Annotated in this window: 12 protein-coding genes; 5 read left to right on the top strand and 7 right to left on the bottom strand. The window is 66.5% G+C overall.

The window, feature by feature from the left end; genetic code table 11:
• Positions 1 to 70: 70 nt before the first annotated feature.
• The 3 genes from K7W41_RS00005 to K7W41_RS00015 form a co-directional block, all read right to left on the bottom strand.
• Positions 71 to 1,840 carry an ATP-binding protein gene (locus tag K7W41_RS00005; protein ID WP_224604538.1) on the bottom strand — a complete coding sequence of 590 codons (1,770 nt, stop codon included), beginning with the start codon at positions 1,838 to 1,840 and terminating at the stop codon, positions 71 to 73.
• 29 nt (positions 1,841 to 1,869) lie between these two features.
• Positions 1,870 to 2,913, bottom strand: coding sequence for a DNA double-strand break repair nuclease NurA (locus tag K7W41_RS00010; RefSeq protein ID WP_224603458.1), 1,044 nt, complete (start codon positions 2,911 to 2,913; stop codon positions 1,870 to 1,872).
• A 94-nt stretch (positions 2,914 to 3,007) separates the two neighbouring features.
• Positions 3,008 to 3,634 carry a Crp/Fnr family transcriptional regulator gene (locus tag K7W41_RS00015; RefSeq protein WP_224603469.1) on the bottom strand — a complete coding sequence of 209 codons (627 nt, stop codon included), beginning with the start codon at positions 3,632 to 3,634 and terminating at the stop codon, positions 3,008 to 3,010.
• Between the two features lie 350 nt (positions 3,635 to 3,984).
• On the opposite strand from K7W41_RS00015, the gene K7W41_RS00020 reads away from it, so the two are divergent.
• Positions 3,985 to 4,884: a histone deacetylase family protein gene (locus K7W41_RS00020; protein WP_224603472.1), complete on the top strand. Its 900-nt coding sequence runs from the start codon at positions 3,985 to 3,987 to the stop codon at positions 4,882 to 4,884.
• A 109-nt stretch (positions 4,885 to 4,993) separates the two neighbouring features.
• Positions 4,994 to 6,220, top strand: a complete 1,227-nt coding sequence (locus tag K7W41_RS00025) for an MFS transporter (protein ID WP_224603475.1) — start codon at positions 4,994 to 4,996, stop codon at positions 6,218 to 6,220.
• 539 nt (positions 6,221 to 6,759) lie between these two features.
• Here the strand turns inward: K7W41_RS00025 and K7W41_RS00030 are convergent.
• Positions 6,760 to 7,485 carry an amino acid ABC transporter ATP-binding protein gene (locus K7W41_RS00030; protein WP_224604539.1) on the bottom strand — a complete coding sequence of 242 codons (726 nt, stop codon included), beginning with the start codon at positions 7,483 to 7,485 and terminating at the stop codon, positions 6,760 to 6,762.
• A gap of 209 nt (positions 7,486 to 7,694) precedes the next feature.
• On the opposite strand from K7W41_RS00030, the gene K7W41_RS00035 reads away from it, so the two are divergent.
• From K7W41_RS00035 to K7W41_RS00045, 3 genes are all read left to right on the top strand, one after another.
• Entirely contained in the window at positions 7,695 to 8,660 is a 966-nt protein-coding gene (locus tag K7W41_RS00035) for a TAXI family TRAP transporter solute-binding subunit (RefSeq protein ID WP_224603477.1), read from the top strand.
• Between the two features lie 81 nt (positions 8,661 to 8,741).
• The gene (locus tag K7W41_RS00040; RefSeq protein ID WP_224603480.1) at positions 8,742 to 10,904 is read left to right on the top strand and encodes a TRAP transporter permease; all 2,163 of its coding nucleotides are present in this window, start codon (positions 8,742 to 8,744) and stop codon (positions 10,902 to 10,904) included.
• 123 nt (positions 10,905 to 11,027) lie between these two features.
• Positions 11,028 to 12,209 carry an AI-2E family transporter gene (locus tag K7W41_RS00045; RefSeq protein WP_224603482.1) on the top strand — a complete coding sequence of 394 codons (1,182 nt, stop codon included), beginning with the start codon at positions 11,028 to 11,030 and terminating at the stop codon, positions 12,207 to 12,209.
• Between the two features lie 60 nt (positions 12,210 to 12,269).
• On the opposite strand, the gene K7W41_RS00050 is transcribed toward K7W41_RS00045, so the two are convergent.
• The 3 genes from K7W41_RS00050 to K7W41_RS00060 form a co-directional block, all read right to left on the bottom strand.
• Complete coding sequence (locus tag K7W41_RS00050; RefSeq protein ID WP_224603486.1) at positions 12,270 to 13,052, bottom strand: amino acid ABC transporter permease; 783 nt, start codon at positions 13,050 to 13,052, stop codon at positions 12,270 to 12,272.
• Positions 13,053 to 13,556: 504 nt separating this feature from the next.
• Positions 13,557 to 14,315 carry an ABC transporter substrate-binding protein gene (locus K7W41_RS00055; protein WP_224603490.1) on the bottom strand — a complete coding sequence of 253 codons (759 nt, stop codon included), beginning with the start codon at positions 14,313 to 14,315 and terminating at the stop codon, positions 13,557 to 13,559.
• A 189-nt stretch (positions 14,316 to 14,504) separates the two neighbouring features.
• A complete protein-coding gene (locus tag K7W41_RS00060; protein WP_224603492.1) occupies positions 14,505 to 15,686 on the bottom strand; it encodes an ABC transporter ATP-binding protein in 1,182 nt (393 codons plus the stop codon).
• Between the last annotated feature and the right edge of the window lie 13 nt (positions 15,687 to 15,699).

A 15,699-nucleotide genomic window follows, 5' to 3' on the forward strand; every position in this document is an offset into this window, starting at 1 on the left:
AACGGCTGTCCTTGCGTGTGGGTTCGGGCGCCGCGCGGGCGGGTCCACACAGCGTGGCCCCCACTTCGCCTCACCTCAACCAGTCTTCAGCCACATCCTGCGCGGCGCGGCCTCCCAGGTCGTCCACCTCGTCCTTGCGGGTGGCCCACGCCGGGAAGGGGTAATTCACCAGCACCGGGTTGGGCACGTCTGGCTGGCTCACCAGCATCGTGCCGGGCTGCAGAATGCCCGCGCGGCTGCGGAAGCTCTGGGGCAGGAAGCGGTACTCGGGGCGCTCGGCTTCGGCGAGGTCCAGGCGGCCCACCACGCGGATGGCGGCGTTGGACACGATGCGCCGCTCCACCTCGCTGGCGGTCTGCTGCGCGCCGATCAGGATGATGCCCAGCGAGCGGCCACGTTCGGCAATGTCCAGCAGCACGTCCTTAATGGGGCTGTGGCCCTCGCGCGGGGCGTACTTGTTCAGCTCGTCGAGGACCACGAACACGGTGTCCTGTCGGCCGTATTTCTCCTTGTGCTCGAACAGGGCGCGCAGCAGCACGCCCACCACAAAGCCCTGGGCGTGCGCCCCCAGCTTGTGAATATCCACCACGCTGGTCTGGATGCCCTTGCGCAGCAGGTCCGGGCGGTACTGCGCGGCCTGCTGGGCGCTCAGGTCCCCGCGCACCAGCGGCGAGAGGTGCTTCTGCACGCCCCGCAGCCGGCGAATGAAGGCCCGCAGGGTCCCCTGGTTCTGCTTCAGCACCCATTTGGGGTCGCCCTCGCCGTCGTTCTGCTCCAGCAGCTTGTATTCCAGGTAGGCAATCAGCTGCGAAAAGGTCTCGAGGCGCGTCTTGCCCAGCTCATCGAACCGCACGGCCTCGTCCAGCAGCACGTCCTGATCGGGGTCCCAGTCCTCCACGGTCAGGTAGGGGGCGGTGTCGGTGCCGGCCAGCCGGGCCAGTTTCTCCTCGATATTTCCAATCACAAAGCCCAGGTTCAGGCTGGCAGCAGCGTCGCTAAAGACATAGGGCAGCATGCGCCCGGCCGCGAATTCGCGCAGGGTGAACACGAAGGGCACCACGCCCCCGGCGCGCTGTTCCACGTCCGGCACGATGGCGCCGCCCCCGGGCTTGGGCGGGGCCAGAAACTGCACGTCGCGGAAGGGTTCCACCGGCAGGCCCAGCCGGGCGTAACGGCCCTGTCCCCAGCCCTTGCGGGCCTGCACGCCGCCTTCCTTTTCGGCTACGCGGCGGTTGGGCTGGTCCAGAAACAGCAGGTCCTCGCCCTTCACGTTAAAGATCAGCGCGCGGGTGTTGTGGCCCTCGCCGCGCGTGTTCAGCACGCCGCCCCGGAAGATGGAATGCAGCAGGAACAGCGCGTAACTGGTCTTGGTGGCCACCCCGGAAATCCCGCTGATGTTGATGTGCCCGCCGGACTCGCCGTTCACGAACTGGTAGTTGACCGGCAACACCTGCCCGTCGGCCAGCAGGCCCCCGGCAAAGGCGTGGTCCATCTTGTCGGCGCTGAGGGCCAGGCGGAGGCTCTCGCCCGTGGCATGGCGCACTTCATCGCCGGGCTGGGGCGGAATGAAATCTTCAGGGTCCACGCGCGTGACCAGCACCCGCGCCGCATAGCTGACACTGGCCGGCAGCAGGCCCGCCACCACGTCTTGCACGTCGCTGTCGAAACTCACCCCCTCGTGCCGGGTGCGCACATGGTCCACGATGCCGTAAAAGTGGACAGAGGCGCCGTTGGGCTTGCGGGTCTGCACGGCCACCAGATCGTCCATCTGCACGCTGGCGCCCGGCAGCACCGAGAACCAGAACGAGACTGGCGTGGCGTCTTCAGTGCCTAGCACCATGCCAATGCGGCCATCGCCCTCTGGAATGCTCACGCCAGCACCTCGCGCCCCAGTTGCGTGGCAATGTGCGCGCGGATGCGCCGGGCCACGAGGTCGGGGCTGCCCATCGCGCGGTTCATGGCCTGTTCCAGGGCGGCGGTGGGAATCAGGTTCTGCGGCGCGCGGGCGTCCTTGTGCGCCTTGCTGCCCAGGCGGCACAGCAGCGTGCCCGACAGGTTCGCCACCTCTTTCACGATGGGCGGCAGGAAGTCGGGTTCTTCCGGGGCGTACATCTCCAGGCGCATCACGCCGCTCATGGGGTGCTGGTAGAACTCGGCCTCGCACAGGCGCACGTACCACGTAAAGCGCGTGGTTTTCCCGGTCTCGGAGGTCAGGTGCATGATAGGCGTGCGCTCGCCCGGCCTCAGCTCGCCCAGCAGGCCCACGCGGTCGGGGGGCAGGTACTGGGTTTGCATGGTTTTCACATAGCCCACCACTGCGCCGCCAAAGTTGGTGGCCCGGCGCAGGGTGCCGTCCTGCAGGGTCAGGGCGCTCAGGGCCTCGCGGTCATCCTGCTCGTCAAAGGGCACCGCCGAGGCCAGCCCGTGCGAAAGTTCCTGCTCTTCCTGCAGCATCACGCTCTGCAGCTTGTGCAGCGGCGCCAGGGGCTCGGGGCCATCGGTGGGGATGGGGCGGTATTCCAGCTGCCCCGTGTGCGGGTGGCGCGGCGAGAGGGTGCAGGGGTCCAGCCGCAGGTCTGGCGCGTGGGCCAGCAGCCGCCCGGCCCGCACCGAGAGCAGTTCGGCCTGCCGGGTGCCGTGCGGGCACAGGCTCACGGCCCCCACCACGTAGGCCCCAAAGCCCCCCACGCCCGCGCCGCCCTGGCCGTCTTCCACAAACACGCGCGACTCCATGCGCCGTTTGCCGTCCACCACGTACACCGTGCGCAGCCCCGCTGGCAGGGGGCGCGCGCCAATGGCCGCCCAGCGAGGAGTCTCGATATCAATCAGGTCGCCGCCAAAGGTCGCCAGCCCCAGTTGCCCACTTTCTATGTCCACCGGCCAGGGGTCCAGACGAATCCGCATGGGGCGCATTCTACGCGCCGGGCAGAATGGGTGGGCCGCAAGGTGCCCCGGGCACAAGAAAGCGCCGCCCTGGTCTGGGGGCGGCGCGAGGCAAGGTCTGGGTTTAGCCGTGGTACCCGCTGAGCAGGCGCAGGCCCTCCTCGTCGGTCAGGGTCAGGCAACGGTAGGCGGGGCTCAGCAGACCGTCGTCGCGCATCTCACCGATCAGTTTGCTTACGCTCTCGCGGGTGGCGCCGGTGCCCTCGGCAATCAGTTCGTGGGTGGCGCGCACAAAGCGCGTGCCGTCGGCGTGCTGGCCGCCCAGGGTGCTGTCGGCGAGGTTCAGCAGGTAGCGGGCAATGCGCTCGCGCAGGTCGCCGTCCTGGATGTGCACGCCGTCGGTCATCATGCGCTGCAGCTGCGCGCCCAGGCTGCGGGTCAGGTCCCATAGTTCGCCGGTGCTGAGGTGCTCGGGGTGAATGGGGGTCAGCACCGCGTCGGTCAGTGCCACCACCTGGTGCCCGCGCACCTGCCCCTGCAGGCACTCCTCGCCAAAAATGTCGCCGGGACGGATGTGGCGCACCGTCAGATTCCGGCCCTGGGGGGTCAGGCGCACCGCGCGCATCAGGCCGCTGTCCAGGCGGTAGAGGCTGGGCGCACTGTCGCCCGCGTAGTACAGCGTCTGCCCGCGCCGCACAGTGCGGTGCAGGTCGGCGGGAATGGTCTGGGTGGCGGTGGCAACGTAGGTCATAGGCGCTCCTGAAGGGTGGGCGGGCGGCAGAGGGGGCGGCGAATTGAGCGCACTGTACAACCCTTGTACAAGGTTGAAACGTTCCCGGAACACAATTTAAAAAGTCAACTAAACCTGTTCGTGAAGCGGAAGCTTCAAGGCAGTTTGACATTCCACCTTTCGTCATTGGTCAGCCCTGGGCCCCGCCCACCCTTGGCTGTTCTTTTAGAGTTCGCTCAAGGCCGAGTTGAGGAAACTGGGGCACCACCATTGACTTCCCTCAATCTGAAGCCCGCCCAGCGCCGGCACCTGACCCAGACTGCAATCTGCCTTCAGGTTCGTATGCGCCTGCAGACGCCACACTGGGGCGCGTGACCGCCCACCCCTACCGGGCCTGGAGCCCCGCCTCGTTCACGTTTCCGCTGCCCGAGGGCCACCGCTTCCCGGCCTACAAATACGAGGGCGTGCGCCAGCTCCTGCTGTCCCACCTGCCCGTGCTGGACACGCCGGCTCTGGGCTGGGCCGAAGCGGCGCGCCTTCATGACCCCCACTGGCTGCGCCGCTGGCGCCGTGGCGAGATCAGCGCGGCCGAGGAACGGGCGTTTGGCCTGCCCTGGAGCACGGGCGTGGTGGAACGGGCGCGCCGTGCGGCGGGGGGCTCGCTGGCAGCCCTGCACGACGCCCTGAAGGTGGGCTGGGGTGCGAATCTGGCCGGCGGCACCCACCACGCCTTTGCCGACCGCGCCGAGGGCTTCTGCCTGCTGAACGACGCCGCGCTGCTCACCCGCCACGCGCTGGACAGCGGACTGGCGGGCCGGGTGGCGGTGCTGGATCTGGACGTGCACCAGGGCAACGGCACGGCGGCGCTGCTGGCGGGAGAGGCGCGCGCCTTCACGCTCTCGGTGCATGGCGAGCGCAACTATCCCTTTCGCAAGGAACGGTCCTCGCTGGACCTGGGCCTGGGCGACGGCGTGACCGATGCGGAATACCTGAACGTGCTGCGCGCCCAGGTGCTGCCGGCCCTGGAGGCCTTTCACCCGGACCTGCTGCTGTACCTCGCCGGGGTGGACGTGCTGGCCGGTGACCGCTTTGGCCGCTTTGCCCTGACCCTGGCCGGCGTGCGCGAACGCAACCGCATGGTGCTGCGCTGGGCCAAAGCGGCCGACATTCCCGTGGTCACCATGATGGCCGGCGGCTATAACAAGGACCACGCCCTCACCGTCGAGGCCCACGCCAGCGTGGTGCTTGACGCCCTGGATGTCCTGGGCTAGCTGACCGGCCCTTCCTCCATCCACCATGAACCATCAACCATCCCCCCTCTCCCCCCTGCCGTCCCTCGTATCCGATCAACGTTGAACCGCTGGGCGGATAATGCGCCGCATGTCGGCCCGTGCCCCCTGGAACCGCAACGAGCGCCTGGGCATTGCCAACGGCTGGGCGGTGTTCCTGGGCGACGGCTTTCTGAGCGTGTCGGTGGTGGTGACCGCCTTTGCGGCCAAGCTGGGGGCGCCCAACTGGGTCATTGGCCTGCTGCCCGCCATTGCGGCCGGGGGCTGGATGCTGCCACAACTCTTGGTGGCCGCCCGGGTGCGCGCGCTGCCCCACAAGCTGCCGGTGTACCGCTCGGCGGCGCTGGTGCGCACGGCCACTTATGTGGCGATGGTGCTCACAGCGGCCCTGCTGAGCCACCAGCCCGCGCTGTGCCTGACCCTGTTCATCCTGGCCATGAGCCTGAACGCCCTGGCCTCGGGGGTATCGGGGCTGCCGTTTCTGGAGGTGGTCAGCAAAACGGTCACCCCGGGGCGGCGCCCGCGCTTTTTTGCCACCCGCAACCTGTACGGCGGCCTGCTGGCCTTTGGCGCGGGGCTGCTGGTGCGCGCCATTCTGGGCTCGGACCTTGCCTTCCCACTGAACTACGCCCTGATTTTTGCGCTGGGCACCGCCGCCTTTACCTTCGGGTACTGGATTTTCGGGCGGGTGGACGAGCCGCCTGATCCTCCCCAGGCGCCCCACGGCACCCGGGCGGAACTGCGCGCCATTCCTGAGACCCTGCGCGACGGGCATTTCCGCGCCTTCCTGAACGTGCGGTTGCTGCTGGCCGCCGGCAGCATGGCCGAGCCTTTTTTTGCGGTGTACGCCCTGCGCGAACTGCATTACGCCCCGGCGGCCCTGGGGGTCTTCGTGATGGCCTTGACGGGCGCCGCGCCCCTGTCCAACGTGGTCTGGCGCCGCGTGGCCGAGCGCAAGGGCTCCCGCCGCCTGATCCGCTACGCCACGGTGTTCGCGGGCCTTGCGCCGCTGTGGGCGCTCACGGTAGGTCTGCTGAACCTGAGTGCCTGGGCTTATCTGGGCGTGTTTCTGCTGTCCAGCGTGGCGAACCAGGGGTTCAACCTGGGCCACACCAACCACCTGCTCAACATTGCCCCGGAGCACGCCCGCAGCCGGTACATCGGCACGCTGAACACGCTGGTGGGCGCGGCGCTCTTTACCCCGGTGGCAGGGGGGCTGCTGGCCGACGGGCTGGGCTACGCCCCGGTCTTTGTGCTCAGCGCCCTGCTGTGCGCGGCGGCGTGGTGGCGGTGCGGTTGGCTGCGGCGGGATGCGTGAGGGGGGAGGGGGAGGCGGGGGGCAGGGAGCGGTGCGCGGGGGAGGCTCTCCTGGTTACGGCAGCACGGCTTGGGGTGCGCCGAGAAGTTGTGGGCTGGCGCTACCTCGGGTTTCTCCCTGCTTCTTCCGTCAAGTGGCTCCAGGCTCGGGGGCGGTTCAGCTTGACCTCTGGACTTCTCGACGCCTTGACCCGTGACGTTGCTGGACAGGTGTGAGGGCCGCCTATGTTGGGTGGGCCCAGGCTCGAAGAGATCCAAGCTATCTGGCTTGAGAAGACTGCGTCCTTGCTTGCCCGAGGCTCAGCAGCGGTTTAACTCGACTTCTCGACTTCTCGACACATGACATCGCTAGGCAGCCATGACGCCCGCTCATGTTGGGTGGCTTCAGGCTCGGGGGCGGTTCAACTCGACTTCTAGACTGCTCGACGCCTGGACCTATGACGTTGCTGGGTAGGCCTGAGGCCCGCCCATGTTGGATGGCCCCAGGCTCGGGGGCGGCCCCTCGCCTTTCTTGATTAGGTTCTATAGGCTGACTCGCTCTTAGTGCCCCAAAATCTTCCCCAAAAACGCCTTCGCACGCTCATGTTGGGGATTCTGGTAAAAGGCTTCAGGGGTGGTGTCTTCCACAATCGTGCCCTGATCAAAAAACAGGATGCGGTCGGCCACTTCGCGGGCAAAGCCCATCTCGTGGGTCACCACCAGCATGGTCATGCCGCTGCGGGCCAGTTCCTTCATCACGTCCAGCACCTCCTTGATCATCTCGGGGTCCAGGGCGCTGGTGGGTTCGTCGAACAGCATCACCTTGGGGTCCATGGCCAGGGCGCGGGCAATGGCCACGCGCTGCTGCTGGCCGCCGGACAGCTGGGCCGGGTACTTGTGGGCCTGCTCCTCAATCCCCACGCGGCGCAGCAACTCCAGGCCGCGCGCCTCGGCGTCGGGGCGGCGCTGGCGGCGCACCCGCACCGGGGCCAGGGTGATGTTCTCCAGCACAGTCAGGTGCGGAAACAGGTTGAAGCTCTGAAACACCATGCCCACTTCGCGGCGAATGGCGTCCAGATTCTGGCGGCCGTTCAGGGGAATGCCGCCCACCATGATCTGCCCCTGGTCGTGGGGATCCAGCGCATTGATGGTGCGGATAAACGTGCTCTTGCCACTGCCCGACGGCCCAATGACCACCACCACCTCGCCGGGCTGCACCGTCACGCTGACCCCGCGCAGGGCGTGAAAGCTGCCAAAGTGCTTGTGTATGTCCCGGACGTCAATCATGGGCGCCCCGGCGGTCGGCCCACGGGGAGCAGGGTCGGCAGCGGCAGGGGAGAGCGGGCCTTGCGTCATGGCCCCACTGTAGTACGTGGGGCGGGCGCAGGCCCAAACGGGCGCTGTGGGCGGGCCAGAGCGGCTGTGGTACCATCCCCGCATTCATCATTCAGGGTTCAGGGCGCCTGCCCTGGGCGCCGATATGGAGGACCGATTTCATGAAGACGCAGACCAAGATTGCCGCGGCCCTGCTCCTGGGCACCACCGCCGTCGCCCTGGCCCAGGGCACCACCTTCCTGACCATCGGTTCGGGCAGCACCACGGGCGTGTATTTCCCGGTGGCCACCGGCATGGCCAAGCTGATCAACGACGCGGGTGACGGCGTGCGCGCCAACGCCCGCTCCACGGGCGGCAGCGTGTTTAACGTCAACGCCATTGCCAGCGGCGAACTCGACGCCGCCATCGCTCAGAACGACGTCGTGTACTACGCCTACAAGGGCACCGGCTTGCAGGCGTTCCAGGGCAAGGCCAACACCAAGCTGCGCACCCTGGCCGTGCTGTACCCCGAAGTGCTGCATGTGGTGGCCCGCAAGGACAGCGGCATCCGCTCCATTGCCGACCTGAAGGGCAAGCGCGTGGTCATTGGCGACCTGGGCTCCGGCACCGAACTGACCGCGCGGCAGGTGCTCGAAGCCTACGGCCTGGGCTTTGACGATCTGGGTCAGGCGCTGCGTGTCTCGCCCGCCCAGGGCATCTCGCTGATGCAGGACAAGCGCGCCGACGCGCTGTTCTACACCGTGGGCGTGGGCGCCAGCGCCATTTCGCAGATTGCCCAGACTGTGGACGTGGCGATGGTGCCCGTCAGCGGCAACCAGGCCGCCAGCCTGCTCAAGAAGTACCCCTTCTACGTGCGCTACAACATCCCCGCCAAGAGCTACAAGGGCGTGGGCGCCACCATTCCCAGCGTCGCCGTGCAGGCCACCCTGGTCTCCAGCACCGCTGTCAGCGAGGACGCCGTGTACCGCACCATGAAGGCCGTCTTTGGCAACGAGGGCGCTGTGCGCGGCCTGCACCCCAGCCTCGCGGCCAACTTCTCCTACGAGAAGGCGGTCAAGGGCCTGCCCGCCCCGCTGCACCCCGGCGCCGTGAAGTTCTTCCGCGAGAAGGGCCTGAACGTCAAGTAAGGCCGCCCCCGGCCTGAATCCAGGGCCAGCCGAAGCTGTTTCGGACTGGCCCTGCCTTCTTTTTTGAACAGTGAGGACTGCATGAGTGACCCCACCCGACCCCTAAGCACTGATCCCTCCTTCAGCCCCCCAGGCACCGAGCTGTCCGAGGGCGAGCGCCGCGCCCTGGAAATCGTGGAAGCGGCTGAAACAGGCGGCCGAAAAGTCGAGGGCTGGCAAAAGGGCCTCGTGACCCTGCTGGCGGTGGCGTGGTGCCTGTACCAGATGTACGCCGCGCAGGTGGGCAACATTGACACCCTGACCCTGCGCGCCACCCACCTCGCCTTCGCTTTTGCGCTGGCCTACCTTGTGTTTCCGTTTCGCAAAACAGTGGGTCGCCCGCAGACGCGCGTGCCCTGGTACGACTGGATTCTGGGCCTGGGCGCCACAGCCACGGCCGTGTACCTGATTGCGCAGTACCCACACATTGCCAATGAACAGGGCGGGCTGCTGAACAGCACCGATGTCTGGGTGGGGAGCGGTATGGTGCTGCTGCTGCTGCTGGCGGCGTGGCGCACCATTGGCATCGCCATGCCCATCGTGGCCAGCGTGTTTATCCTGTATGCCCTGACGGGTCCGCGCGGCCTCATCCGGGGCGACCTGGGTCCGCAGTTGCAACTGCATGCCGGGCAGACATGGCCGCAGGTGGTGGGCCAGCTGTTTGCCAACACCGAGGGCATTTTCGGCACGGCCATTGGCGTCAGCGCCCAGATCGTGTTTCTGTTCGTGCTGTTTGGCTCTGTTTTCGACAAGCTGGGCGCAGGCGACTGGTTTATGCGCGTGGCCCAGGGGCTGCTGGGGGGTTTCCGGGGCGGCGCGGCCAAGGCCAGCATCGTCAGCAGCGCGCTCAACGGCATCATCTCCGGCAGTTCGGTGTCGAACGTGGTCACGGGCGGCAACATCACCATCGGCACCATGATCCGCACCGGCTACAGCCGGGAAAAAGCGGGGGCCATTGAGGTGGCCAGTTCCAGTAACGGTCAGCTGATGCCGCCCGTCATGGGCGCGGCGGCGTTCATCATGGCCCAGAACCTCAACATCGAATACCGCTCGCTGATTCTGGCGGCGGCGGTGCCGGCGTTCCTGTGCTACAGCGCGCTGCTGGTGGTCTCGCACATCGAGGCGCTGAAGCTGGGCCTGAAAGGCATTCCGCGCCACGAACTGCCCCGGGTGCGCGCGGCCCTGGCGTCGGGCTGGTACTACCTGCTGCCCCTGGGCTACCTGATTGGCACCCTGACCGTGAACCCGGAAGCCACCCCCGAGCGCGTGGCCCTGAACACCATTTTCGTCATGCTGGTGATGATGTTCGTGCAAGAAGCGGCGCTGGCCGCCCGTGATGGGCGCGGGGTGGGGCGCGGCCTGCTGGACGGTGGGCGCAAGATTCTGGAGGCCTTTGAGGCGGGCGCGCGCTCCATGATCGGCATTGCGATTGCCACCGCCGCCGCCGGCATCATCGTGGGCATCGTGACCATCACCGGGCTGGGTTTCGGGCTGGCCGATATCGTGCAACTGGTCAGTGACGGCTTCCGCACGCTGCTGGGGGGTCTGTTCGGCGCTCAGGTGGCCACCTTCGGGGCCATTCTGATCGTGCTGGTGATGGCGCAGCTGATTGCCCTGGTGCTGGGCATGGGCCTGCCCACCACCGCCAACTACATCCTGATGAGCGCCCTGATCGTGCCCATTGTGGCCAAGATCGCGGGATTGGACACCACCAACCCCGCCCAGATGCTGCCGGTGCACATGTTCGTGTTCTACTTCGGCATCATGGCCGATTCCACGCCGCCGGTGGCGCTGGCGGCATTCGCGGCGGCGGCCATCAGCGGCGGCAACCCGGTCGCCACTGGCGTGCAGGCCTTTCAGTACGAACTGCGCACCGCCCTGCTGGCCTACATGATGTTCTTTAATCCCCAGCTGCTGCTGATTGCAGGGGGCCGCCTGAACGGCGTGGGCTGGGCCGAAGCGGTGCCCATGGTGCTGTTCGCCTTTATCGGCCTCGTGGCGTTCAGTGCCGCCACGCTGCGCTTCCTGCACCGCCGCACCAATGTGCTGCAGACCCTGCTGCTGCTGATCGCCTCATTCATTCTGATCATCCCGACCCATGTGCTGTGGAACCTCGCGGCGCTGGGTCTGATCGGGCTGGTGTACCTGTGGCAGAAGGCAGGCGCCCGCCGCGAGCCGCCCACGCAGGCCCCCCTGGCCGCCTGATTCCTTGTGCGGCGCGCGCCCTGGCCCCGGGTTGGGTCAGGGCGTTTTCGTTATGGGAGAGGGAGGGCCCCCACGCCCACCCCGAACAGCGCATCTTCTGTGCCAAGCTGTCACCATAGACACGTGACCCTTCCTGATCCGGGCTCCCGCACCCCGCTGCGCGCCCTGCGCGACGCCCCATCTGTCCCCGAACTGCTGCGCCGCCTCTGGGCGTGGCCGGTCACGCGCCTGCTGGCTTACGTGGCGCTGGCGTGGCTGGCCCTGCGCGTGGTCACCTGGACCACCCACACGCTGGCTGGCGTGATCGTGACCGTCGTGGTGGCCTACGCCCTGGCCTTTTTGGTGAATCCTATGCTGGCGTGGCTGGAACGGCGCCGCGTCAGCCGGGGCGTGGGGGTGCTGCTCCTCCTCACCCTGCTGGTGGGCCTCCTGACCCTGCTGGTCGCCACCCTGACGGCTCAGCTGCGCGGCCTTGTGGAAAGCCTGCCGTACCTGAGCCTGAACCTCAAAAACCTGCTGAACACCGCCCTGGACTGGCTGTCACGGGTGCCGGGCACGGCGGGCCTGCGCGAAAGCCTGACCCGCACCATTGACGAGCAGACCGCCCGCCTGACCACCGACACGGGGCCGCTGCTGGAACGGCTGGTCAACTCCGGGCCCGACGTGCTGGGCACGCTGAGCAGCGTTGTGGGCTGGCTGGGGCAGGTGGCCTTTATCATCACGCTGGCGCTGTATTTCATGTTCGAGTACCAGCGTTTTGGGCACGCGGTGATGAACCTGTTTCCCCGGCGCTGGCAACCGACGCTGTACACCCTGTCCGAAGACATCAGCGAGAGCTTTGGATTATTTTTGCGCGGCTCGCTGCTCACCACGCTCAGCTGCGCGGTGCTGGCCACGGGGGGCCTGCTGGCGCTGGGCATTCCCAACGCGCTGGCGCTGGGGCTGCTCAGCGCCCTGCTGAATCTGGTGCCGTACCTGGGCATTGTGGCGGCGGCGGCGCTGCCCATGCTGGAGGCCATTCCCCAGGGTTCAGGCAAGGTTGGCGCGGTGGCGGTGCTGTACTTTCTGCTGAACCAGCTGCTGGGCAACGTGATTGGACCCATCATCATGGGCCGCAGCGCCCAGCTGAGCCCGGCGGCGGTGCTGATTGCCCTGCTGGTGGGCCTGGCGCTGGCGGGGGTGGTGGGCGCCATTCTGGCGATTCCGCTGTCTATCCTGGCCAAGCGCTGGACCGAACGCTACTGGCTGCGCAGCAACCTCTACCGGGGCATCAAAGGGTCGCCAGCCCCGGAAGAAGAGGCATAGAGAAAGAGGTGCAGGCGCCCCCAAGAGTCCCTGGGGGCGCCTGCTTGAACCAGCGTCCGTTTAGCGGGAGGCGATCTTGACCCGGCGCTCCAGCTGATCCGTAAAGAGGGTCATGACTGTGGTCAGGGCCAGATACACGGCCGCCACCACCGGCAGCACCACCTCCGGCTTGAAGGTCTCACTGCTGACCCGCGAGCCTGCCAGGGACAGTTCCAACAGGGCGATGACCGAAGCCAGTGAAGAGTCCTTGAGCAGCGCCACAAGGTTGTTGACCAGCGGCGGCACCACAATGCGCATGGCTTGGGGCAAGATCACCGCGCGCATGGTCTGTGCGCCACTCAGCCCCAGGCTGCGCGCCGCTTCGCCCTGACCACGCGGAATAGCCAGAATGCCGGCGCGGATCACCTCGGCGTTGTAAGCGCCCACATTCAAGGCCAGGGCAATCACGGCAGACCAGAATTCGTTCAGTTCCACTTTAAGGCCGATGGCCGCCAGCAGGGGTGGCAGGGCGTTGTACACGAAGAGAATCTGAATCAGCAGGGGTGTACCGCGCACCAGCCAGATAAACAGAGTGGCCGGCGCACGCACCCACCACAGACTGCTGGTTTTCTGTATCCCGGCAATGATGCCAATGACCAGCCCAATGGCGCCGCTGACCAGCGTGAGCTGCAGCGTCATGCGCGCGCCTTCCACGAACAAATCGGCGCGGGGACCAATGGGCTCGGGCATCTGGCGCAGGATCAGGGTGATCAGGAAAAACAACGCCAGGAAAGAAGCCGCCGCCAGGGCGGCCCAGCCCAGCAACGCCGCGCCGCCCAGCGGCTTTGGACGGGCGGTGGTCATAGGGCCTTCTTCTGGGGCGTGGGCCGCCAGCACAGTGCTTGATCTTGCATTTGCAGGATGATACAGGGCAAAACGCCCAGGAACGGCCCGCCCCTGTAACCGACCCTCCGAGAGCAGCGATAAAGACAGGTCGTTCGGAGGCTGGACGCCAGAGAGTCTCCCGGGAGCACGCTGATGCCACGGTTGACCGCAGAGGGGATGAGGGGTTTGTTCCCTCATCCCCTCTGCGGTGCTGGACGCTCAGACGGATTCCGAATGATCCGTTCCCGCCCTCTCCGTCACCGCTTTTCCTTCTCTGCGGCGCCGCTCTGCGCGTCCCTCCGGCCGGATGAACCGGAGTCCTTAGCACACGGATTCCGTCCATTTCCGGAACATCCAGCTCTTTTCTGGATGTTCCTCTCCTGCGGAGCCTTCCAGGTCCAATTCCCGGAAATCCGTACCTTTTCCCTCTCCCTCTGGTCGGAAAAATTCCGTCACCCCTGACGGAATTTTTCGGAATCCTTATTAGTTCTTGCAGCGCACGTCGGTGCCGAAGTACTTCGTGGACAGTTTGGCGTAGGTGCCGTTGCTCATGGCCTTGGCCAGCGCGGCGTTCAGTTCTTTCAGCAGGCCGGCGTTGCCCTTTTTCACGGCCATCCCGATGCGCTCGCTGAACAGCAGATCGCCCGCCACCAGTTTGCCCTTCTGGGCTTTGACGAGGTCCAGCCCTGTGAACTTGTCGCCCACCCAGGCGTCCACACGGCCGGCCATCAGCGCGGCCTGGGCGTCGGTGTCTTTGGGAAACGTCTTGACGTCCTTGACGCCGGCCACCTTGCGCACGTTCTCCAGGTAGGTGGTGCCCACCTGCACGGCCACCGTCTTGCCCTTCAGGTCAGCGGCTGTCTTGGGGCCGCCCACCTTGGAAACAATGGCGCCGCCGGTGCAGTAGTGGGGGTTGGCAAAGTCCACCGCCTTGGCACGCTCCGGGGTGATGCCGTGGCTGGCAATCACAAAGTCGTAGCGGTCCTGCTGCAGCCCAATGAGCAGGTTGTCGAAGGGCTGCGTCACCCACTGCACCTTCAGGCCCAGCTGCTTGGCCAGGGCCTCGGCCAGTTCCACTTCAAAGCCGGTCAGCTGCTTGCCCTTCAGGATGTTGAAGGGCGGGAACGCGCCTTCGGTGGCAATCTTGATGGTGCCGGACTGCTTGATGGCTTCCCAGGTGCGGGCCTGCGCACCGGAAGCGAGAAGGGTCAGGGCCGCGAGGGACAGCAGGGTCTTTTTCATGGGCACTCCTTGGTGGGGAAAAACCGTCTGGCCTGCGCGCGCGGCACAGGGGCATCTGGTCATGGGTGCGCCGATTCTAAAGCATTGCTTAGCGTGTGCGTGTTCCCCCGCCTGAAGTCACAGCCCAGCAGAGGCAGGCGCCGCCCAGAGAGCTCTCTGGGGCGGCGCCTGCCTGCGGCGTTGTGGCGCTTAGAAGGCGGTGGCGCTGACCGGGGTGGGCGCGTATTCGTAGCCCAGGCCCGGCGTGTCGGCCTGCCCCCGGGTGCCAGCGGGGGTGCCCCGGTCAATGGCGACTTCGGTGGTGGGGTCAAAGGCGTGCAGGCGGGTCTGGTCCACCACCAGCTCAATGCTGTCGCCGGGCATCACGTGGGCCTGGCCTTCCACCTTGGCGGTGATGTTCTGGCCCGCCACCTCAATGATCAGGTCGGTCTGGGCGCCCAGGGGCTCAACGACCACCACCTGCCCGCGCAGCACGTTGGCGCCGCGCGGGATATCGGTCATGCCCACCATGCCCAGGTGCTCGGGGCGAATGCCCATCAGCACGTCCTTGCCCTCATAGGGCTTGAGGCTCTGGGCGAGGCGCCCCATGGCCGAGACGCGGCTCTCGCCAATCACGAACTCGCCGTTCACGACCTTGCCCGACAGGAAGTTCATGGAGGGGCTGCCGATAAAGCCCGCCACGAACTTGTTCTGGGGGAAGTCATAGAGATTCATGGGCGTGTCCACCTGCATGATCACGCCGTCGCGCATCACCACAATGCGGTTGCCCAGCGTCATGGCTTCCACCTGGTCGTGGGTCACGTAGACAATCGTGGCGCCCAGGCGGCGGTGCAGCTGGGAAATCTGCGAGCGCATCTCCACACGCAGCTTGGCGTCCAGGTTGGAGAGCGGCTCGTCCATCAGGAACACTTTGGGCTCACGCACGATGGCGCGGCCCATCGCCACGCGCTGGCGCTGACCGCCCGAGAGTTCCTTGGGCTTGCGGCCCAGCAGGTGCTCAATCTGCAGAATCTTGGCGGCCTCGCGCACGCGCTTGTCAATTTCTGCCTTGGGGGTCTTGCGCAGCTTCAGGCCAAAGGCCATGTTCTCGTAGACGTTCATGTGGGGGTACAGCGCGTAGTTCTGAAAGACCATCGCAATATCGCGGTCCTTGGGCGGTACGTCGTTCACGACGCGGTCGCCAATCTTCAGAATGCCCTCGCTGATGTCTTCCAGGCCTGCGATCATGCGCAGGGTGGTAGACTTCCCGCAGCCGGACGGCCCCACGAACACCATGAACTCGCGGTCCTGAATGTGCAGGTTAAAGTCCTTCACCGCGTGGTGCTTGGTGCCGTAGCGCTTGTTGATGTGCTCCAGAACAACGTCTGCCATGTGTGCCTACCTT

Source organism: Deinococcus multiflagellatus (assembly GCF_020166415.1).
GTDB classification, from domain to species: domain Bacteria; phylum Deinococcota; class Deinococci; order Deinococcales; family Deinococcaceae; genus Deinococcus; species Deinococcus multiflagellatus.